The organism is Geminicoccus sp. (genome assembly GCF_035556675.1).
Lineage (GTDB): Bacteria > Pseudomonadota > Alphaproteobacteria > Geminicoccales > Geminicoccaceae > Geminicoccus.
Map to the genome: position 1 here is coordinate 1 of NZ_DATMFZ010000322.1, position 19,773 is coordinate 19,773.

The window sequence follows — 19,773 nt, forward strand, 5'->3', positions numbered from 1 at the left end:
GCCAAGGAGCGGGCGAGCAGCCAGGCCATGCCGCGCGGCAACCCAAGGACGGTGGAGCTCAGCGCCTGCCCGCGCTGCGGCACCTTCCTGCCCAAGGGCAAATGGTGCGACTGCGACCGGCGCTAGCACTCCTGGCGCGCCGCCTTGCCCGCCTCCGGCGGCACCACTAAGGTCCGCGCCACCTCGATTCATGGGCACCCCACGGAGACCATTTTGCGCGACCAGGGCCGACCGGGCTTCCAGGACCTCATCCTCACCCTGCAGCGCTTCTGGGCCGACCAGGGTTGCGTCATCCTGCAGCCCTACGACATGGAGGTGGGCGCCGGGACCTTCCATCCGGCGACCACGCTGCGGGCACTCGGCCCCCAGAGCTGGAACGCCGCCTATGTGCAGCCGTCCCGCCGCCCGACCGACGGGCGCTATGGCGAGAATCCCAACCGGCTGCAGCACTACTACCAGTTCCAGGTGATCCTGAAGCCGTCGCCGCCGGACCTGCAGGACCTCTACCTGCGCTCGCTCTACGCACTGGGCGTCGATCCGGAGATGCACGACCTGCGCTTCGTCGAGGACGACTGGGAGAGCCCCACGCTGGGTGCCTGGGGCCTCGGCTGGGAGGTCTGGTGCGACGGGATGGAGGTCAGCCAGTTCACCTATTTCCAGCAGGTGGGCGGCATCGACTGCCGGCCGGTGTCGGGCGAGCTGACCTACGGGCTGGAGCGGCTGGCCATGTACATCCAGGGCGTGGAGAACGTCTACGACCTGGACTTCAACGGCAAGGGCTTCACCTACGGCCAGGTCTTCCACCAGGCCGAGCGCGAATATTCGGCGTTCAACTTCGAATACGCCGACACCGAGATCCTGTTCCGCCATTTCGACGATGCGGAGCGGCACTGCCAGAGCATTCTCCAGAGCAACCTGCCGCTGCCGGCCTACGACCAGTGCCTGAAGGCCAGCCACCTGTTCAACCTGCTGGACGCGCGCGGCGTCATCTCGGTGACCGAGCGGCAGGCCTATATCGGCCGGGTCCGGGCACTGGCCAAGGGCTGCGCCGAGGCATGGCTCGCCACCCAGATGGAGGAGGCGGCCCGTGGCTGAGCTGCTGCTGGAGTTGTTCTCCGAAGAGATCCCGGCGCGGATGCAGGATCAGGCGCGGGCCGATCTGGCCCGCCTGATCGGGGCGGGGCTGGCCGAGGCCGGGCTCAGCCCTGCAAGCATCCGCAGCTTCGCTACGCCGCGCCGCCTGGTGCTGGTGGCAGACGGGCTGCCGGCCCGGCAGGCGGACCGGGTGGTCGAGAAGCGCGGGCCCAGGGTGGACGCGCCCCAGCGCGCCAAGGACGGCTTCTTCGCGAGCCTGGCCGGCCAGGACTACCGGCTGGAGGAGCGCGACGAGGGCAAGAAGGGCGTGGTGCTCTATGCGCTCTCCGACCAGCCCGGCCTGCCGGCCGGGCTGGTCGTCAAGCCGCTGGTCGAGCGGGTTCTGGCGCAGTTCCCCTGGCCGAAGTCGATGCGCTGGGGCACGGGTGAAGCGCGCTGGGTGCGCCCGCTCCAGTCGATCCTGTGCGTCCTGGACGGCGAGGTGGTGCCGGTCGAGTTCGCCGGCCTCGTCGCCGGCCGCACCAGCTTCGGCCACCGCTTCATGGCGCCGGGGGCCATCGAGGTCACGGGCTTTGCCGACTTCGCTACGAAGCTGGAGGCGGCCAAGGTCATGCTGGACCAGGACCGGCGCCGCGCGCTGATCCTCACGAAAGCCGCCGATCTCGCCGATAGCGCCGGGCTCGTGCTGGAGCAGGATCCGGGCCTCGTCGAGGAGCTCAAGGGGCTGGCGGAATGGCCGGTGCCGCTGATCGGCAGGATCGAAGCGAGCTTCATGGAGCTGCCGGCCGAGGTGCTGGTGACCTCCATGCGCGAGCACCAGAAATACCTCGCCACCCGCAACGCCGACGGCTCGCTGGGCGACCGGTTCGTGTTCGTCGCCAACCGCGAGACGCTGGACGGTGGTGCCGCGGTGGTTGCCGGCAACGAGCGGGTGCTGCGCGCCCGGCTGTGGGACGCCAAGTTCTTCTGGGCCAAGGACCGCGAACAGCCACTCGAGGCGCGCCTGCCGCAGCTCAGCCGCATGGTGTTTCATGCCGAGCTCGGCACGCTCGAGGCGAAGGTCCAGCGCCTGGTGGCGCTGGCCGGATTTATCGCCGGCCTGATCCCGCAGGGCGACCGCCTGGCGGGGGAACGGGCGGCCCTGCTGGCCAAGTGCGACCTCGTGACCGGCATGGTCGGCGAGTTCCCGGAGCTGCAGGGGGTGATGGGTGGCTACTATGCCCGCCATCAGGGTGAGTCGGACGCGGTGGCCCAGGCCGTGGCGGAGCATTATGCGCCCAAGGGCCCGGACGACCTCTGCCCGGCGGCACCGGTTTCGGTCGCGGTGGCGCTGGCCGACAAGATCGACACGCTGACCGGCTTCTTCGCCGCCGGCATCCGGCCGACCGGGTCCAAGGACCCGTTCGCGCTCCGCCGCGCGGCACTCGGCGTGATCCGGCTGATCGTCGAGAACCGGCTGCGCCTGCCGCTCCTGGAAGTGTTCGCGCAGGCGCACGGGCTCTATGGCGAGCGCTTCTCAGGTGTCGAGGCGGCGGCCCTCGGCCAGGAGTTGCTGAGCTTCTTCATCGACCGCCTCCAGGTCCAGCAACGGGCCCAGGGTGTCAGGCACGACCTGATCCTGGCGGTAGTCGCCCGCGGCGGGGACGACGATCTGGTGCGGATCCTGGCCAGGGTGGCTGCCCTGCAGGACTTCCTGGCCACCGAGGATGGCGCCAACCTCCTGGCGGCCTGGCGCCGTGCCACCAATATCGTGCGGATCGAGGAGAAGAAGGACCGGGCCAGCCATGCCGGCCGCCCGGCGGCGGATCTGCTGGTCGATCCGGCCGAGCGGACACTGGCGGCAGGCCTGGATGCCGCCGGCAAGGAGATCGATTCGGCGCTGGCGGTCGAGGATTACGGCCGCGCCATGGCGGCGCTCGCGGCATTGCGTCCCGTCCTGGACCAGTTCTTCGACAAGGTGCTGGTGAACGTGGATGATGCCGCCCTGCGGCGAAATCGGCTGTTCCTGTTGTCCACCATTCAGGCTGCACTAAGTGCAGTAGCGGATTTCGGCGCGGTCGAGGACAGTCCGGGCGCAGCCGCCCGGGCCTGAGGCGGTCGGCTACAGGGCAGCAAGGGGACGAGGTTGAGCATGGCGCGATGGGTCTACGGCTTTGGCGGCGGCTCGGCCGAAGGTGCTGCGGGCATGAAGCAGCTCCTGGGCGGCAAGGGCGCCAACCTCGCCGAGATGGCCAAGCTGGGCCTGCCGGTGCCCCCGGGCTTCACCATCACCACCGAGGTCTGCGCGCACTACTACGCCAACGGGAAGAACTATCCCGCGGAGCTGGCCACCGAGGTCGCGGAGGCGCTGGGCAAGGTCGAGAAGCTCCTGGAGCGCGGTTTCGGCGATCCCGAGCGCCCGTTGTTGGTCTCGGTGCGCTCGGGTGCGCCGGTTTCCATGCCGGGCATGATGGATACCGTCCTCAATCTCGGCCTGAACGACCGCACCGTGGAAGGGCTGGCCAAGGGCAGCGGTGACCGGCGCTTTGCCTTCGACAGCTACCGCCGCTTCATCCAGATGTTCGGCGACGTGGTGCTGGGCGTCGACCATTACCTGTTCGAGGAGGCGCTGGAGGACCTCAAGCGCGATCGCAGCGCCAGGTTCGACACCGACCTGTCCGCCGAGGACCTGGAGGAGCTGGTCCGCCAATACAAGGCGATTGTCCGGCAGGAGACCGGCCGGCCGTTTCCCGAGGACCCCAAGGACCAGCTCTGGGCGGCAATCGGCGCGGTGTTCGGCTCGTGGATGACCCCGCGCGCTGTCACCTACCGGCGACTCCACGACATCTCCGCCGCCATGGGCACGGCCGTCACCGTGCAGGCCATGGTGTTCGGCAACATGGGCAATGACTGCGCCACCGGCGTGGCATTCACCCGCAACCCGTCCACCGGCGAGAACGCCTATTACGGCGAATTCCTGGTCAACGCCCAAGGCGAGGACGTGGTCGCCGGCATCCGCACGCCGCAGCCGCTCACCCGCAAGATGGGCGAGCAGGACGGCAACGAGCTGCCGCCCATGGAGGAGGTGCTGCCCCAGTCCTATGCCGAGCTCACGGCGCTCTTCCAGAAGCTGGAGGGGCACTATCGCGAGATGCAGGACATCGAGTTCACCATCGAGAAGGGCAAGCTGTTCGTCCTGCAGACCCGCACCGGCAAGCGCACCGCGCAGGCAGCGCTCAAGATCGCGGTGGAAATGGCGCAGGCCGGCATCCTCACCGAGGAAGAGGCGGTGCTCCGGGTGGATCCGGCCTCGCTCGACCAGCTGCTCCACCCGACCCTCGACCCCAAGGCCGAGAAGACCATCCTGTGCAAGGGCCTGCCGGCCTCGCCGGGTGCGGTGTCCGGCAAGGTCGTGTTCTCGGCCGACATGGCCGAGCGCCGGGCGGCTGCCAGCGAGAAGGTGATCCTGGTCCGGATCGAGACCTCGCCCGACGACATCCACGGCATGCACGCGGCCGAGGGCATCCTCACCAGCCGGGGCGGCATGACCAGCCATGCGGCGGTGGTGGCACGCGGCATGGGCAAGGCTTGCGTGTGCGGGGCCGGCGACCTCCTGATCGACTACGAGAACCGCTGCTTCTACGTGCGCGGCACCAAGGTGGCCGAGGGCGACCTGATCACGGTGGACGGCGGCACCGGCACGGTGATGCTGGGCAAGGTGCCGACCGTGGAGCCGCAGCTGTCCGGCGAGTTCGCCACCCTGATGGAGTGGGCCGACCGCGCGCGCACCCTCAAGGTCCGCACCAATGCCGAGACGCCGCTGGATGCGCGCGCGGCCAGGCGATTCGGCGCCGAGGGCATCGGGCTTTGCCGCACCGAGCACATGTTCTTCCAGGACGAGCGCATCCTGGCGATGCGCGAGATGATCCTGGCCGAGGACGGAGCAGGGCGCACTCGTGCCCTGTCCAAGATCCTGCCGATGCAGCGCCAGGACTTCGTCGAGCTGTTCACCATCATGCAGGGCCTGCCGGTCACCATCCGGCTGCTCGACCCGCCGCTGCACGAGTTCCTGCCGCACGAACCGCACGAGATCACCGAGGTGGCGGCGGCCGCCGGCGTCGAGCCCAAGGTGGTCAAGCGGCGTCTCGCCGAGCTGACCGAAGCCAACCCGATGCTGGGCCTGCGCGGCTGCCGGCTGGGCGTGCTGTTCCCCGAGATCTACGAGATGCAGGCGCGCGCCATCTTCGAGGCGGCGGTCGAGGTCTGGGGCAAGACGGGCGAGACCATCATCCCGGAGGTGATGATCCCGCTGGTCGGCATGGCGCGCGAGCTGGAGCTGATCAAGGAGCGGGTCGAGGCGACGGCGCGGCAGGTGATCGGCGAGAGCGGCCGCGAGCTGACCTATCTGATCGGCACGATGATCGAGCTGCCGCGCGCGGCACTGCAGGCTGCCGCCATCGCTGAGCACGCCGCCTTCTTCAGCTTCGGTACCAATGACCTTACCCAGATGGCGCTGGGCCTGTCGCGCGACGACAGCGGCAAGTTCATGGAGCGCTACCTGCAGGAGGGCATCTTCCAGGCCGACCCGTTCCAGACCCTGGACCAGGACGGCGTGGGCGAGCTGATCCGGATCGCCAAGGAGCGCGGTCGGGCGAAGCGGCCGGACCTCAAGCTCGGCATCTGCGGCGAGCATGGCGGCGATCCTGCCTCCGTGGCCTTCTGCCACGAGGTCGGCCTGGACTATGTGTCCTGCTCGCCCTACCGCGTGCCGATCGCCCGGCTGGCCGCGGCCCAGGCGGCAATCCGCACCCGGCCGAACTAGCCGGGCGGCAGCCAAGCCGGCCGGCGCACCCTCAGCCGGCTGGCACCCGCGGTCAGCTCCTGGTCGAGGGCTTCCAGCCGGACCAGCGCCAGCCCCAGTTCACCGCAGGCCGAGCGCATCTCGCCGGCCTCGCGGCCATCCGCGCCCATCAGAGGCGTGCCGAGGGGCGGGGTTTCGCCCTCGATTTCGACCGGCAGGAGCCGCTTCTTCAGGAGGCCGCGGTACTTCATGCGCGCGGTGAGTTCCTGGCCGACATAACAGCCCTTGGCGAAATCCACGCCGCCCAGCTCGTCGAAGCCGGCTTCCAGAAGCGTGGTCTTCTCGACCACGAGGTCGCGGGTGCCATCCGGCACGCCCGCGAGCAGCCGGGCGCGGTCCCAGTCCGCGAAGCTGCCGGGCCTGGCCGTCGGCAGCTCCGGCATCCGCTCACCCACCAGCCGCACGCCGAGGTCCACCGGCCGTGGGTCCACGGCGGCTATGCCGCCGGCCAGGGAACGGCAGGCACCCGGCTCCGCAGGGAGATCGACGGCGGCTGCGGCACCGTCACCCAGTAGCGCGAACACCCGCAGCGCCGGGTCCGGCTGCTCGATGGTGACCTTGGCGCGCAGCCGGTAGAGGGTGAGGCGCCGCTGCAGGTCGGCCGCGAACTCGACTTCCGTGTCGAGCAGGAAGCTGTCCTCGGCCGGATAGATGAAGAAGTCGGCCAGATACTTGCCCTGGGGGGTGAGCAGGGCGCTCCACACCGCATGGCCGCTCGCTACCCGGCTTATGTCGGCACTGACCAGGTTCTGCAGGAAACCGGTCCGGTCCGGGCCGCCAATGCGCAGCAGCGCGCGCCTGTCCAGTTCGACGGCGACCAGCCCGTCCATGCTTCCTCCTCGATTCTGCTGCCTGTCCGGGTGGAATGTCGGGTCGATCGCCCGGAGGTACAAGCCGGGGGGTGCTAGAGCAGTGCTAGGAGGCGGCGCTCCAGGCGCTGGGACTGGCGTACCGCGTCGAACTCCGCGCGCACCGAGTGCAGCGCCTGGTCGCGCAGGTGCTGCCAGAGCTGCACGTCGCCGGCGAGCCGGACGATCGCGTCCGCCAGGGCCGCGACATCGCCCTCGGGCACGAGCAGGCCGGTCGCATCGTGGCTCACGGCCTCCGGGATTCCGGCATGGCGGGTCGCGATCACAGGCAAGCCGCGCGCCTGAGCCTCCAGCACCACGGTCGGCAGGCCCTCGGCATCACCGCTGGCGGCGACCCGGCTCGGCACCAGCAGGGCCAGGGCATCGGCCATCGCGGCCGCCACCTGGTCGGGCTGCAGCCAGCCCAGGAATCGCACCGGTTGGCCGGTGGCCGCGGCCGCCAGTTCAGCACGCAGGGGGCCGTCCCCGATCACGTCGAGCACCAGTTCGCGGCCCCGGGCGCGCGCTGCAGCCAGGGCCGCGATGGCGTCACCGAAACCTTTCTTGGGCACCAGGCGGCCGACGCAGAGCAGCCGATTGCCGCGCTTGCGGGTGGCCGGCGGCATGGGTGGCATCTCCACGCCCAGATGATGGACGCTCAGCAGGTCCTCGCGCACGCCGCGCTCCAGCAGGAGCCGGCGCACGAAGCCGGAGACGCACAGGAACCTGCTGGCCTCGCGCTGCAGGTCCGGCCAGCGGCGCTGGAAGATGGTGCTAAACGGCCAGGAGCGCCGGAAATGGCTGCGCTTGCTGGCATCGCCGCCATGGAACGTCACCACCAGCGGCACGCCGAGTGCCCGAGCGATCGGCAGCGCCAGGGCGCCGCCGCGGCCGAACTGGGCATGGACGATGCGCACGTCATGGCCGCGCGCCCAGCGCAGCAGCCGGTCCGGAACGAGCCCGGCCTGGCGAAACAGCGGCACCTGCCAGGGCCGCACGCCGGGAAGCTCGCCCAGGATCGCGGCCTCGTGCGGCAGGTCGGCGAAGCCGGCGTCGCGGCGGCAGCCCAGGAACACCGGGCGCAGCTCGGTGAACGCCCGATACTGGCGGGGGACGAATCCTTCCGGCGGCGCCAGCAGGCGATCCCGATAGACGAGGACGGCGGGCATGGGGGTGTCGGGCACGACGTTCTATGATTGGGTAGATGCGTTATGACATATCGGGAACGCTGTGCCGGGGTAGATGTTCATCCTACACTCGTTCCGCCGTAGGACATCCCGTGCGGCGAACAGCCAAGGCCCAAGGAGCCCCGCCATGTCGATCCGTCGCATCCTGCTCACCATGATGATGCTCGCTCTCACCGCCGGCTCCCTTGCCGCCTGCAACACGATCAGCGGCGCCGGCGAAGACATCAGTGCCGGCGGTGACGCGATCTCGGACAGCGCCGAGGACGTCAAGGACCAGATGTAACGGGCAGCGCCGTCCTGGCGGGCGGTCCGGCATGGCCGGCCGCCGGGACGGCGCAGCTTTCCATACGCCGGGATCCGGTCAGTGCGCCAGGATCTGGCTGAGGAACAGCTTGGTCCGGTCGCTGCGCGGGTTGCCGAAGAACTCGGCCGGCGCTGCCTGCTCGACGACCTCGCCCTTGTCCATGAACACCACGAAGTCGGCGACCGCCTTGGCGAAGCCCATCTCGTGGGTCACGCAGATCATGGTCATGCCTTCGTTGGCGAGCGACACCATCGTGTCCAGGACCTCCTTGACCATTTCCGGGTCGAGTGCCGAGGTCGGCTCGTCGAACAGCATGATCTGCGGCTTCATGCACAAGGCGCGCGCGATCGCGACGCGCTGCTGCTGGCCGCCCGAGAGCTGCCCCGGATACTTGTCCGCCTGCTCGGGAATGCGCACCCGCTCCAGATAATGGCGCGCGGTCGCCTCGGCCTCGGCCTTGGGCGTCTTGCGCACCCAGATCGGCGCCAGCGTCAGGTTCTCCAGCACGGTCAGGTGCGGAAACAGGTTGAAGTGCTGGAACACCATGCCGACCTCGCGCCGGATCGCGTCGACGTTCTTCACGTCCGAGTTCAGCTCGATCCCGTTCACCACGATGCGGCCCTGCTGGTGCTCCTCCAGCCGGTTGATGCAGCGGATCATGGTCGACTTGCCGGACCCGGACGGCCCGCAGACCACGACTTTCTGCCCCTTCTCGACCGACAGGTTCACATTCCGGAGCACGTGGAACTGGCCGTACCATTTGTTGACCTGGTCCAGCTGGATCATCGCCCCGCTGCTCATGCGCACCTTCTCCGTCAATGCTTGTGGCCGGTCTGCAGCTTGCGCTCCAGGCGCTGGCTGTACCGGGACATGGCGTAGCAAAAGATCCAGAAGCCGAACCCGGCAGTGACGTAGGTCTCGATCGACCGACCCAGCCATTCCGGGCTGGCCACGATCATCCGGGCGATGCCCAAGAGGTCGTAGAGGCCCATGATCAGCACCAGTGAGGTGTCCTTGAACAGGCCGATGAAGGTGTTGACGATGCCCGGGATCACCAGGCGCAGCGCCTGCGGCAGGATGATCAGCCCCATGCTCTGCCAGTAGCTGAGCCCCATCGCCTTGGCGGCCTCGTACTGGCCCTTGGGGATCGCCTGCAGGCCGCCCCGGATCACCTCCGCCATGTAGGCGCCGCTGAAGATCGACACGCCGATGAGCGCGCGTGCCAGCTTGTCGATCGACCAGCCTGGCGGGAAGAACAGCGGCAGCATCACCGAGGCCATGAACAGCACGGTGATCAGCGGCACGCCGCGGACGATCTCGATGAGCGTCACGCAGAGAGCCTTGATGATCGGCATGTTGGAGCGCCGGCCGAGTGCCAGCAGGATGCCGATTGGCAGGCTGGCGGCGATGCCGACGAGCGAGATCAGCAGAGTCAGGAACAGGCCGCCCCAGAGATTGGTCTCGACCTGCGGCAGCCCGGCCCAGCCGCCCTCCAGGATCTGGCTGGCGACGATCGGCAGGACGATCAACACCCCTGCCCCGTAAAGCAGCTTCTGCTTCAGCCATGGCAGGAACAGCGGCACCAGCGAAAGGACCAGCAGCACCGCCACGAGATTGACCCGCCAGCGCTGGTCCGGCGGGTAGAGCCCGTAGATGAGCTGGCCGAACCGCATCTTGATGACGGTCCAGCACGCCCCGTCGAAGTTGCAGACATCGCGGGTCGTACCGGAGATGGTCGCGTCGAAGATCGCCCAGCGCAGCAAGGGCGGCACCACCCAGGCGAGGAACAGTGCCACCAGGATGGTGAGCACCGTGTCCTTGGGCGTGGCGAACAGGTTCTGCTTCAGCCAGGCCAGCGGCCCGACCGAGGTGCGCGGCGGCGGCAGTGCGGTGGCGGGAGGTGCGATGTCCGTGGCCATGGCGTCAGCGCTCCACCAGCGCGATGCGCGCGTTGTACCAATTCATGAAGGCCGAGGTGATCAGGCTGAACAGGAGGTAGACCGCCATGGTGATGGCGATGACCTCCACGGCCTGCCCGGTCTGGTTGTTGATGGTGCCGGCCACGCTGAACAGGTCGGGATAGCCCACCGCCACGCCCAGCGAGCTGTTCTTGGTGAGGTTCAGGTACTGGCTGGTGAGCGGCGGCACGATGACCCGAAGCGCCTGGGGCACCACCACCAGGCGCAGGGTCTGGCTGTGGTCCAGGCCCAGGGCGCTCGCCGCCTCGATCTGGCCCTTGCCGACCGCCAGGATGCCCGAGCGGACGATCTCGGCGATGTAGGAGGCCGTGTAGATCGACAGGCCCAGCACCAGCGCCACGAACTCTGGCTGGAGGGCGAAGCCACCCTGCGGCCGGAAGCGGCCGATCGTGGTGTATTCCAGTTCGATCGGCCGGCCGGTCGCGAGGAAGGTCAGGAGCGGCAGGCCGATCAGGATCAGGAGCGTGATCCAGTTGCGCGGCAGGCTCTGCCCGGTGCGCTCGCGCCGGATGCGCGCCCAGCGCGCGAACAGCCAAGCCAGGACCACGGCCACCGGGATCGAAAGGAAGAACAGCCCTGCCCCGGCCAGCGGGATCACCCGCGGCACGAACAGGCCGCTGGTGTTCAGGAACACCGTCTCGCCGATCGACAGGCTTTCCCGCGGGGCCGGCAGCACCGAGACCAGCAGCGTGTAGACGAAGATCAGCTGCAGGAGGATCGGGATGTTGCGCAGGATCTCGACATAGGTGGTGCACAGCCGCGCGATCAGCCAGTTGCGCGACAGCCGGCCGATTCCGACCAGGAACCCGATGATCGTGGCCAGCACGATGCCGCAGACCGCCACCAGCGCCGTGTTCAGCAGGCCCACCAGGAAGGCCCGGCCGAAACTGTAGGTCGAGTTGTAGTCGATCAGAGTCTGCGAGATGTCGAATCCGGACGGCCGCCCGAGAAAGCCGAAGCCGGTGGAGACGCCAAGGCGCTGGAGATTGGTGATCGTGTTGTGGATCAGATACCAGCCGACCACGCAGACCAGGCCGATGGCCAGCACCTGATAGATGATCGAGCGGACGAGCGGGTCGTTCCAGAACGGCGGCCGGGCCGGCGGCCTTGGTGCGGACTGCGCCATGATCGCTCCTGCTAGCTCGCTGGGCCCTGCGGTCAGCGGTGGTCGCGCGAAGGCAGCGGGGACCGCGTGTCGCGGCCCCCGCCGGATCGATCAGCGGAACGGCATGGCGTACTGCAGCCCGCCATCGGTCCACAGCGCGTTCAGGCCGCGCTCGATCTTGAGCGGCGAACCCATGCCGACATTGCGCTCGAAGCTCTCGCCGTAATTGCCGATCTGCTTGGTGATCTGCAGGGCGAAGTCGTTGGGCAGGCCCAGCCCGGCGCCGAGCTCATCGATCTTGCCGAGGAAGCGCTGGATGTCGGGATTCTGGGTCTCGGCCGCGATCTGCTCGACATTCTCGCTGGTGATGCCGAACTCCTCGGCCTGGACCATCGCGTAGAACGACCAGCGCACGATATCGGCCCACTCGTTGTCGCCATGGCGCACGGCCGGGCCCAACGGTTCCTTGCTGATGATCTCCGGCAGGACCATGTGGTCGTCCGGGTTCTGCAGCTTGGTGCGCGTCGAGTAGAGGCCCGAGGCATCCGTGGTCAGCACGTCGCAGCGGCCGGCGTCGTAAGCGGCGTTCACCTCGTCGTTGTTCTCGAACACCACGCCCTGGTAGTTCATGTTGTTGGCGCGGAAGAAGTCGGCAAGATTCAGCTCGGTCGTGGTGCCGGCCTGGACGCAGACCGACGCGCCATCCAGTTCCAGCGCCGACTGGACGCCCAGCGCCTTCTTGGCCATGAAGCCCTGACCGTCGTAATAATTGATCGACGGGAAGTCGAGGCCCAGCGCCGTATCACGCGACAGCGTGTTGGTTGTGTTGCGCGACAGGATGTCGATCTGGCCGGACTGCAGCGCCGTGAACCGCTCCTTGGCGTTCAGCGGCGTATACTTCACGGCGTTCGGGTCGTTGAACAGAGCTACGGCCACCGCCTTGCACAGGTCGATGTCGAGGCCCGACCACTGGTTCTCGTTGTTCACCGAGGCGAAGCCCGGCAAGCCTGACACGTTCACGCCGCACTGCACGAATCCCTTCTGCTTTACCGCATCCAGGGTGGGCCCGGCCTGTGCCGCCGTGGCTCCGAGCGCGAACAGCGCACAGGCGCCCAGCAGACTCGAAAGACGCATGAGAGGCTTCCCTCGGTTATTGGCCAATCCGGCCATCATTCATGTCATGGAAGTGTAACCCTACACTCCCGATCCGCTAACAGGCATGGCACGCAAATTTCAGGCTGCCAACCGCCACCGGTTAGGATTTCACCCAGCCGGGTGTCACGCCTGACTTCGCCGGGCCGGCTTCCCGTGCTAGCCCGCGCATGCGGATTTCGGAGGAACGGATGCGCGACGCGACTCTTGTGACCACGCTCGGCCGCGATCCCGAGCAGAATGACGGGATCGTCAATCCGCCGATTCAGCGGGCCTCGACCATCCTTTTCCCGACGGTGGACGCCCTGCTCGCCGCGAGGCCGGGACCTGGCGTCCTCAATTACGGCCGCTACGGCACGCCCACGACCTTCGCGCTGGAAGAGGCAGTGGCGACGCTGGAGGGTGCCGGCGGCGCGGTGACGGTGGGCTCGGGCAAGGGCGCCATCGTGGCGACGTTCCTGGCACTCCTCCAGGCAGGCGATCATGTGCTGATCGCCGACAACGTATACCAGCCGACCCGCCACACTGCTGACCACCTGCTGACCCGCATGGGCGTGGCGGTCGACTATTTCGATCCGCTCCAGCCTGAGGAGGTGGAGGCGCGGATGCGGCCGGAGACGCGGCTGGTCTATTTGGAGAGCCCGGGCTCCCTCACCTTCGAGATCACCGACGTGGCGCGGGTGGCCAATATCGCCCATGCCCACGGTGCGCTGGTGGTGTTTGACAACACCTGGGCCACGCCTTTGTTCTTCAAGCCGTACGAGCACGGCGTCGACGTGACGATCCATGCCGCCACCAAGTATCTGGGCGGCCATTCCGACCTGATGATGGGGATCATCACCTCCACGCCTGAGATCCATCCCCGGCTGCGCCAGGGCGTCCAGGATCTCGGCATGTCGACCAGCCCCGAGGACTGCTGGCTGGTGCTCCGCGCGATCCGCACCCTGGAGGTCCGGCTCCAGCGGCACATGGCCAGCGGCATCCGCATCGCCCAATGGCTGCAGAAGCGTCCGGAAGTGGCGCGGGTGCTGCATCCGGCCCTGCCGGACGATCCGGGCCATACCTTGTGGCAGCGCGACTTCAAGGGTGCTTGCGGCCTGTTCGGCCTGGTCCTGAAGCCCTTCGGCCGTGAAGCGGTGGCCGCGATGCTGAACGGGATGAAGCTGTTCGGCATGGGTTGGTCGTGGGGTGGCTATGAGAGCCTGCTGATCCCGACCTTCCCGAACAAGACACGCAGCGCCACGAACTGGCAGGCGGAGGGCCCCTGCCTGCGCATCCATATCGGGCTGGAGGCGCCGGAGGACCTGATCGCCGATCTTGAGGCAGGCTTCGAGCGTATGGGAGCGGCTGCGTGACCAGGATGGAAGGTGGCTGCCTGTGCGGCGGCGTGCGCTATGCGATCGACCTGGAGGAGGACGATCTCGCGGACTACTGCCACTGCCGGGAATGCCGCCGGGCCAGCGGCGCGCCGGTGGTCGCCTGGGTGCAGGTCAGCAGCGCCCGGTTCCAGGTGACCCGCGGCAAGCCGCATAGCTTTGCTTCCTCGCCCGCGGCGCGGCGCTCGTTCTGCCCGAGCTGTGGCAGCCAGCTCTTCATGATCGACGAGAAGCAGCAGTCGGTGGGCGTGCCGATCGCGTCCCTGGACGAGCCGGACGGGGTGCGCCCGCGCCTCCATGGCTGGTTCGGCGAGCGGATCGGCTGGTTCGACACCAAGGACGAGCTGCTGCGCTTTCCGCGCCACCCGCCCTACGATCACTGATCCAGGGGCATCCCGGTCGGCAGCCCGTCGATGCTCTGGACATTCTCGCGGCGACGATAGGCCTTGAGGCCCTCCTCGCCGCCCTGTCCCAGTGCCCAACGCTCCATGCTGTCGCGCTCGCCCTGGTAGTCGAACCGGGGCACGCCGAAGCCGCAGGAGGTCTGCACCAGGTCGATGTCCTGCACCACGATCTGCCGGGCACCCAGCGGCTGCTCGTTGCCAAACCACTCGGCCAGCAGCTCCGCATAGGTAGCGCTGCCACGGAAATGGCAGGTGCCGCGACCGTACAGCCGCAGGATCTGTGGCGGCCCGTCGAAGGCGCAGAACATGATGGTCATCCGGCCGTCCGCCTTCAGATGCGCCGCCGTCTCGCTGCCACTGCCGGTCAGGTCCAGATACGCCACCCGGTTCTCGTTCAGGATGCGCAGCAGGTCGGTGCCGCGCGGCGAGATGTTCACCCTCGCCTCGTCCGCGGCCGTTCCGGTGAAGAAGATGCGCTGCCGCTCGATGAACGCCCGGATCTTAGGCTCGATCTTCTGATACTGTTTCGCCACGCCCACGCTCCGGATCGATGGAAGCAGAACCCACCGACCGGCGGGCCGCCAACAGGAATTCGACGTTGCCCGCCGGCCCGGTGATCGGACTGCGGACGATCCCCGCTACCTGCCAGCCCTGCGCCATGAACCAGTGCCGATAATGGGCACAGACCTCCTCGTGCAAGGCCGGATCGCGCACCACCCCGCCCTTGCCGACCCTGCCGGGCCCCACCTCGAACTGCGGCTTGATCAGCACCACCAGCCAGGCATCGGGCGCGCACAGCGTCAGGGGGGCGGGCAGCACCGTGGACAGGCCGATGAAGCTCGCGTCACAGACCAGGAGCGCCACCGGCTCCGGCACCTGCGCAGACGTCAGGTGGCGCGCATTGGTCCGCTCCAGATTGACCACCCGCGGGTCGTCCCGCAGCTTCTGGGCGAGCTGGCCATAGCCGACATCGACGGCATAGACCCGCGCAGCCCCCCGGCTCAGCAGCACCTCGGTGAATCCGCCGGTCGAAGCGCCCACATCCAGGCAGACCAGACCCCCCGGGTCGATCGCGAAGCGGTCCAGCCCTTCGATCAGCTTTAGGGCACCCCGGCTGACCCAGCCCGGCCCGCTCTGCCGCACCTCGATCGGCACGTCGGCCTTGAGCTGCTCGCCTGCCTTGTCGAGCTTGCGCTCACCGGAGAAGACCAAGCCGGACATGATGATCGCCTGGGCCTTGCTCCGGGTCTCGGCAAGCCCGCGGTCGACCAGGATCTGGTCGAGTCGCTGCCTACCAGGCGTCATCCCTGCACGATCCGGAGCGGCTCAGTACGCACGCCCAGGACCTGCATGACCCGGCGACCAATCGCGGCCGCGTCCAGCCCGGCCTCGGCATACTGCCCAGCCGGCGTGCCGTGGTCGATGAAGCGGTCCGGCAGGATCATCGAGCGCAGCCGGACGCTGCCGCCGTCGAGCAGGCCCTGATCCAGTGCCCACTGCTGCACCTGGCTGCCGAACCCGCCGATCGACCCTTCCTCCACCGTCACCACCAGCTCGTGATGCGCCAGGAGCTGGCGGACCAGTTCCTCGTCCAGTGGCTTGGCGAAGCGGGCATCGGCCACGGTCACGCTGATCCCGCGGACCGCCAGCTCATCGGCCGCCTTCTGGCATTCGGCAAGGCGCGTGCCGAAGGACAGCAGCGCTGCGCGCGAGCCCTCGCGGACCACCCTGCCCTTGCCGATCTCCAGGACCCGGCCGCGCACCGGCAGTTCCAGGCCCACGCCCTCGCCGCGCGGGTAGCGGAACGCGATCGGCCCCTCGTCATAGGCGGCCGCCGTACGCACCATGTGCATGAGCTCCAGCTCGTCGCCGGCGGCCATCACCACCATGCCCGGCAGGCAGCCCAGATAGGCCACGTCGAAGCTGCCGGCATGGGTGGCGCCGTCCGCACCCACCAGGCCCGCCCGGTCGATCGCAAAGCGCACCGGCAGCTTCTGGATCGCCACGTCGTGGACGACCTGGTCATAGGCGCGCTGGAGGAAGGTCGAGTAGATCGCGCAGAACGGCCGCATGCCCTCGCAGGCCAGGCCCGCCGCGAAGGTCACCGCATGCTGCTCGGCGATGCCGACGTCATAGACGCGGTCGGCGAAGCGCCGCCCGAACAGGTCGAGCCCGGTGCCGGACGGCATGGCCGCGGTCACCGCCACGATCGACGAGTCGGCCTCTGCCTCCTGGATCAGGCTGCGCGCGAACACCGAGGTGTAGGACGGCAGGTTGCCGCCGGACTTCACCTGCGCGCCGGTGGCGACGTCGAACTTCGCAACGCCGTGATACTTGTCGGCGGAGCGCTCGGCCGGCGGGTAGCCCTTGCCCTTCTGGGTCTTGATGTGCAGGAGCACCGGCCCCTTGGCGGCGTCGTCGCGCAACGCCTCCAGGATCGCCACGAGCTGGTCGACGTCGTGGCCATCGACCGGGCCCACATAGTAGAAGCCCAGCTCCTCGAACAGCGTGCCGCCGGTCGCCATGCCGCGGGCATACTCGTCGGCCCGGCGCGCCGCTGTCTGCAGCGGCCGCGGCAGGCGCTTGACCACCCGCTTGGCGACGTCACGCAGCTCGCGGAACTCGTGGCTGGCGAGCACGCGGGACAGGTAGCCGCTCATCGCCCCGGTCGGCGGGGCGATCGACATGTCGTTGTCGTTCAGGATCACGATCAGCCGGGCATGGGAGGTCCCGGCATTGTTCATGGCCTCGTAGGCCATGCCCGCAGAAAAGGCGCCGTCGCCGATCACCGCCACGACGTTGCGCTGCTGCCCATTCAGGCGGATCGCCTCGGCAAAGCCCAGGCCCGCCGAGATCGAGGTCGAGCTGTGCGCGGCACCGAACGGGTCGTAGGGGCTCTCGCTGCGCCGGGTGAAGCCGGACAGGCCGCCCGGCTTGCGCAGGGTGCGGATCCGGTCGCGCCGGCCGGTCAGGATCTTGTGCGGGTAGGCCTGGTGGCCGACGTCCCAGATGACGATGTCGCTGGGCGTGTCGAACACGTAGTGCAACGCCACGGTCAGCTCGACGACGCCCAGGCCGGCGCCCAGATGCCCGCCGGTCACCGAGACGGCGTCGATCGTCTCCCGGCGCAGCTCGTCCGCCACCTGGCGCATCTGCGTTCTAGGCAGCCGGCGCAGGTCCTGCGGGGTCTCGATCTGGTCGAGCAAGTCGGTATCGGCCATGTCGCCGTCTGCTCCAGGAGCCATGCTGCTCTAGCGGTCGCGGGTCACGACGTGGTGGAAAAGCGCGTCGAGCAGGCTGGTGTCGCCCGCCAGCTGGCGCACTTCCGCCTCCGCCGAGCGCGCCAGCTCGGACAGCCGCGCCCGTGCGGCGTCCGCGCCGATCAAGGTAACGAAGGTAGTCTTGCCGCGGGCGGCATCCAGGCCCGCATCCTTGCCGGTGAGCGTGCCGTCGCCCTCGACGTCCAGGAGGTCGTCGGTGATCTGGAAGGCCAGGCCCAGATGGCGCGCCCAGGCCAGCACGCGCTGGCGCTCGGTGGGGCCGGCATCCGCCACGATCGCCCCGGCCTCGGCGGCGAACGCGATCATCGCCCCGGTCTTGAGCTGCTCCATCCGCTCCAGCCCGGCAAGATCCGGGGGCCGGCGCTCGCCTTCCAGGTCGAGCATCTGGCCGCCGCACATGCCCGCGAGTCCCGCCGCCTCGGACAGGCCGGCCAGGAGCGCGACGCGCGCATCGGCGCTGAGATAGGGATCGCCGGCGATCCAGCCGAACGCCGCTGCCTGCAGGGCATCACCCGCCAGGATCGCGGTCGCCTCGTCGAATGCACGATGGCAGGCCGGCCGGCCGCGCCGGAGCTGGGCGTCGTCCATGGCGGGCAGGTCGTCATGCACCAGCGAATAGGCGTGCAGCACCTCGATCGCGGCGGCGGTGGTCTCCCAGGGCGGATCGGCAGCCCCTCTGGCCAGCGCCTGTGCCACCGCACGTACCAGGGCCGCCCGCAGCCGTTTGCCACCGCCCAGGGCGGCATAGCGCATCGCCTCGGCCAGACGCGGCGCAGCCTGCTGGGCGGGATCGCCCAGCAGGCGGTCGATCTCGCCCTCGACGATGGCGGCGGTTTCTTCCAGGAAGGGCCTGAGCACGGCGGCGGTCCGGGTTGGCACGTCAGAAGTCAGCGGGTGGGGTCGAACGGTTCTACGCGCGCTTCGCCCGAAGCGTTCACCGACAGCTTCTCCACCCGCATCTGGGCATCCGCCAGCTTCTGCCGGCACAGCTCCTTCAGCGCGGTGCCCCGCTCATAGGCGGAGATCGCCTCGTCCAGGTCGAGCTGCCCGCGTTCCAGCTCCTGGACGAGCTTCTCGAGCTCGCCCAGCGCCGCCTCGAAGCTCAGTTCCTGCATGCTGGTGTCGGCCACCGGACCGTGTTCCCCCGTCATGCGCCATCCTCGCCGGCAAGGGCCCGAAGATGCGCGGTCACGCTCCTGGCGAGCGCGCCCGTGTCGTAGCCCCCTTCGAGCACGGATACCACCCGCCCCTTGGCATGACGCTCGGCGACCGCCACCAGTTCCCGCGTGATCCAGGCGAAATCGTCCTCGACCAGGCGCATGCCAGCCAGCGGATCGTCGCGATGGGCGTCGAAGCCGGCCGAGACCAGGAGCAGCTCGGGTGCGAAACGCTCCAGGGCCGGCAGGACATCGGCAGTGAAGCGTTGGCGATAGGCCAGCCCGTCGGTGCCGGGCGGCAACGGCAGGTTCAGGATGTTGCCATGGGCACCCCGCTCCCCCGCGGCACCGGTGCCGGGGTAGAGCGGCCACTGGTGGGTCGAGACGAACAGGGTCTGCGGGTCGTCCCAGAAGATCTCCTGAGTGCCATTGCCGTGGTGGACGTCGAAATCGACGATCGCGATGCGGCCCACACCATGGGCGGCCCGGGCATGGGCCGCGGCCACCGCAATGCTGTTGAACAGGCAGAAGCCCATCGCACGGCTGCTCTCGGCGTGATGGCCGGGCGGCCGCATCGCTGAGAAGGCGCGCTGGACCCGGCCGCCCAGCACCGCATCGACCGCCGCCACTGCACCTCCGGGTGCGCGCAGTGCTGCGCCCCGGCTGCCGGGCGAGACCACCGTGTCCGGGTCGAGCCGGGCGAGGCCCTGGCCAGGGATCGCGTCCAGCACCGCGCGTACATAAGGCTCGGCATGGACTGCCCGAATCGCCGCCAGATCGGCCTCGGGCGCTACCTCGCGCAGGAGCCAGCTCTCGTCGATCCGGTCGAGCCCAGCCCGCACCGCCACATAGCGGTCGGTGCATTCCGGATGGCCCGGGCCGGTGTCGTGCTCGAGCGCACTGTCGTGGAGAAAGACTAGGACGTTCACGCCGATCACACTCCGATGGTCGCCCCTAGGAGGGAGGTTCAGCACGCGCCGCCGCCCGGGTCCACCTCGCCGGATGTTGACATCGGAGGCGGAGCCCCCATCCTCTGCCCTGCCAA

General features: G+C 68.8%; 18 protein-coding genes. 6 read left to right on the top strand and 12 right to left on the bottom strand.

What is annotated here, in order from left to right; all coding sequences use genetic code 11:
- Positions 1-213 precede the first annotated feature (213 nt).
- Genes VNS22_RS22665 through ppdK form a run of 3 tightly spaced genes read left to right on the top strand, consistent with a single transcriptional unit; the run spans position 214 to position 5,896 of the window.
- On the top strand, positions 214-1,095 hold the full coding sequence (locus tag VNS22_RS22665; protein ID WP_325736538.1) for a glycine--tRNA ligase subunit alpha: 882 nt from the start codon (positions 214-216) through the stop codon (positions 1,093-1,095).
- Positions 1,088-3,187 carry a glycine--tRNA ligase subunit beta gene (gene glyS / locus VNS22_RS22670; RefSeq protein WP_325736539.1) on the top strand — a complete coding sequence of 700 codons (2,100 nt, stop codon included), beginning with the start codon at positions 1,088-1,090 and terminating at the stop codon, positions 3,185-3,187. Before VNS22_RS22665 ends, glyS begins: the two co-directional genes overlap by 8 nt.
- Positions 3,188-3,226: 39 nt before the next feature.
- A complete protein-coding gene (gene ppdK / locus VNS22_RS22675) occupies positions 3,227-5,896 on the top strand; it encodes a pyruvate, phosphate dikinase (RefSeq protein WP_325736540.1) in 2,670 nt (889 codons plus the stop codon).
- Here ppdK and VNS22_RS22680 read toward each other — a convergent pair.
- The gene (locus VNS22_RS22680) at positions 5,893-6,765 is read right to left on the bottom strand and encodes a hypothetical protein (RefSeq protein ID WP_325736541.1); all 873 of its coding nucleotides are present in this window, start codon (positions 6,763-6,765) and stop codon (positions 5,893-5,895) included. The two genes, ppdK and VNS22_RS22680, sit on opposite strands and share 4 nt — an antisense overlap.
- 74 nt (positions 6,766-6,839) lie before the next feature.
- Positions 6,840-7,952: a glycosyltransferase gene (locus VNS22_RS22685; protein ID WP_325736543.1), complete on the bottom strand. Its 1,113-nt coding sequence runs from the start codon at positions 7,950-7,952 to the stop codon at positions 6,840-6,842.
- Between the two features lie 172 nt (positions 7,953-8,124).
- Here VNS22_RS22685 and VNS22_RS22690 point away from each other — a divergent pair, with 172 nt between their 5' ends.
- Positions 8,125-8,253 carry an entericidin A/B family lipoprotein gene (locus tag VNS22_RS22690; RefSeq protein ID WP_325736561.1) on the top strand — a complete coding sequence of 43 codons (129 nt, stop codon included), beginning with the start codon at positions 8,125-8,127 and terminating at the stop codon, positions 8,251-8,253.
- A 78-nt stretch (positions 8,254-8,331) separates the two neighbouring features.
- Here the strand turns inward: VNS22_RS22690 and VNS22_RS22695 are convergent, their stop codons facing one another.
- From VNS22_RS22695 to VNS22_RS22710, 4 genes are all read right to left on the bottom strand, one after another.
- Positions 8,332-9,075 carry an amino acid ABC transporter ATP-binding protein gene (locus VNS22_RS22695; protein WP_325736544.1) on the bottom strand — a complete coding sequence of 248 codons (744 nt, stop codon included), beginning with the start codon at positions 9,073-9,075 and terminating at the stop codon, positions 8,332-8,334.
- 14 nt (positions 9,076-9,089) lie between these two features.
- On the bottom strand, positions 9,090-10,193 hold the full coding sequence (locus VNS22_RS22700; protein ID WP_325736545.1) for an amino acid ABC transporter permease: 1,104 nt from the start codon (positions 10,191-10,193) through the stop codon (positions 9,090-9,092).
- A gap of 4 nt (positions 10,194-10,197) precedes the next feature.
- Entirely contained in the window at positions 10,198-11,379 is a 1,182-nt protein-coding gene (locus VNS22_RS22705) for an amino acid ABC transporter permease (RefSeq protein WP_325736547.1), read from the bottom strand.
- A gap of 90 nt (positions 11,380-11,469) precedes the next feature.
- A complete protein-coding gene (locus VNS22_RS22710; RefSeq protein ID WP_325736549.1) occupies positions 11,470-12,492 on the bottom strand; it encodes an amino acid ABC transporter substrate-binding protein in 1,023 nt (340 codons plus the stop codon).
- Positions 12,493-12,701: 209 nt separating this feature from the next.
- Here VNS22_RS22710 and metC point away from each other — a divergent pair, with 209 nt between their 5' ends.
- Both metC and VNS22_RS22720 read left to right on the top strand, forming a co-directional pair.
- Complete coding sequence (gene metC, locus VNS22_RS22715) at positions 12,702-13,865, top strand: cystathionine beta-lyase (protein WP_325736551.1); 1,164 nt, start codon at positions 12,702-12,704, stop codon at positions 13,863-13,865.
- Positions 13,866-13,870: 5 nt separating this feature from the next.
- The gene (locus VNS22_RS22720) at positions 13,871-14,269 is read left to right on the top strand and encodes a GFA family protein (protein WP_325736563.1); all 399 of its coding nucleotides are present in this window, start codon (positions 13,871-13,873) and stop codon (positions 14,267-14,269) included.
- On the opposite strand, the gene VNS22_RS22725 is transcribed toward VNS22_RS22720, so the two are convergent.
- From VNS22_RS22725 to VNS22_RS22750, 6 genes are read right to left on the bottom strand one after another with little or no spacing between them, the layout of a single operon-like run.
- Complete coding sequence (locus tag VNS22_RS22725; RefSeq protein WP_325736552.1) at positions 14,263-14,823, bottom strand: pyridoxamine 5'-phosphate oxidase family protein; 561 nt, start codon at positions 14,821-14,823, stop codon at positions 14,263-14,265. The two genes, VNS22_RS22720 and VNS22_RS22725, sit on opposite strands and share 7 nt — an antisense overlap.
- Positions 14,792-15,595: a TlyA family RNA methyltransferase gene (locus VNS22_RS22730; protein WP_325736554.1), complete on the bottom strand. Its 804-nt coding sequence runs from the start codon at positions 15,593-15,595 to the stop codon at positions 14,792-14,794. Before VNS22_RS22730 ends, VNS22_RS22725 begins: the two co-directional genes overlap by 32 nt.
- Positions 15,592-17,511 (bottom strand): 1-deoxy-D-xylulose-5-phosphate synthase, encoded by a 1,920-nt coding sequence (gene dxs / locus VNS22_RS22735; protein WP_325736556.1) that lies wholly within the window; start codon positions 17,509-17,511, stop codon positions 15,592-15,594. Before dxs ends, VNS22_RS22730 begins: the two co-directional genes overlap by 4 nt.
- A gap of 30 nt (positions 17,512-17,541) precedes the next feature.
- On the bottom strand, positions 17,542-18,429 hold the full coding sequence (locus VNS22_RS22740; RefSeq protein WP_325736557.1) for a farnesyl diphosphate synthase: 888 nt from the start codon (positions 18,427-18,429) through the stop codon (positions 17,542-17,544).
- A gap of 29 nt (positions 18,430-18,458) precedes the next feature.
- The gene (locus tag VNS22_RS22745; RefSeq protein WP_159709734.1) at positions 18,459-18,722 is read right to left on the bottom strand and encodes an exodeoxyribonuclease VII small subunit; all 264 of its coding nucleotides are present in this window, start codon (positions 18,720-18,722) and stop codon (positions 18,459-18,461) included.
- On the bottom strand, positions 18,719-19,657 hold the full coding sequence (locus VNS22_RS22750) for a histone deacetylase family protein (protein ID WP_325736560.1): 939 nt from the start codon (positions 19,655-19,657) through the stop codon (positions 18,719-18,721). The genes VNS22_RS22745 and VNS22_RS22750 overlap by 4 nt, the downstream gene beginning before the upstream one ends.
- Between the last annotated feature and the right edge of the window lie 116 nt (positions 19,658-19,773).

Excerpts from the sequence above, each read along its gene's own strand:
- ppdK (WP_325736540.1), top strand. The coding sequence starts at position 3,227 with ATGGCGCGATGGGTCTACGGCTTTGGCGGCGGCTCGGCCGAAGGTGCT.
- VNS22_RS22680 (WP_325736541.1), bottom strand. The coding sequence starts at position 6,765 with ATGGACGGGCTGGTCGCCGTCGAACTGGACAGGCGCGCGCTGCTGCGC.
- VNS22_RS22685 (WP_325736543.1), bottom strand. The coding sequence starts at position 7,952 with ATGCCCGCCGTCCTCGTCTATCGGGATCGCCTGCTGGCGCCGCCGGAA.
- VNS22_RS22690 (WP_325736561.1), top strand. The coding sequence starts at position 8,125 with ATGATGATGCTCGCTCTCACCGCCGGCTCCCTTGCCGCCTGCAACACG.
- VNS22_RS22695 (WP_325736544.1), bottom strand. The coding sequence starts at position 9,075 with ATGAGCAGCGGGGCGATGATCCAGCTGGACCAGGTCAACAAATGGTAC.
- VNS22_RS22700 (WP_325736545.1), bottom strand. The coding sequence starts at position 10,193 with ATGGCCACGGACATCGCACCTCCCGCCACCGCACTGCCGCCGCCGCGC.
- VNS22_RS22705 (WP_325736547.1), bottom strand. The coding sequence starts at position 11,379 with ATGGCGCAGTCCGCACCAAGGCCGCCGGCCCGGCCGCCGTTCTGGAAC.
- VNS22_RS22710 (WP_325736549.1), bottom strand. The coding sequence starts at position 12,492 with ATGCGTCTTTCGAGTCTGCTGGGCGCCTGTGCGCTGTTCGCGCTCGGA.
- metC (WP_325736551.1), top strand. The coding sequence starts at position 12,702 with ATGCGCGACGCGACTCTTGTGACCACGCTCGGCCGCGATCCCGAGCAG.
- VNS22_RS22720 (WP_325736563.1), top strand. The coding sequence starts at position 13,871 with ATGGAAGGTGGCTGCCTGTGCGGCGGCGTGCGCTATGCGATCGACCTG.
- VNS22_RS22730 (WP_325736554.1), bottom strand. The coding sequence starts at position 15,595 with ATGACGCCTGGTAGGCAGCGACTCGACCAGATCCTGGTCGACCGCGGG.
- dxs (WP_325736556.1), bottom strand. The coding sequence starts at position 17,511 with ATGGCCGATACCGACTTGCTCGACCAGATCGAGACCCCGCAGGACCTG.
- VNS22_RS22745 (WP_159709734.1), bottom strand. The coding sequence starts at position 18,722 with ATGACGGGGGAACACGGTCCGGTGGCCGACACCAGCATGCAGGAACTG.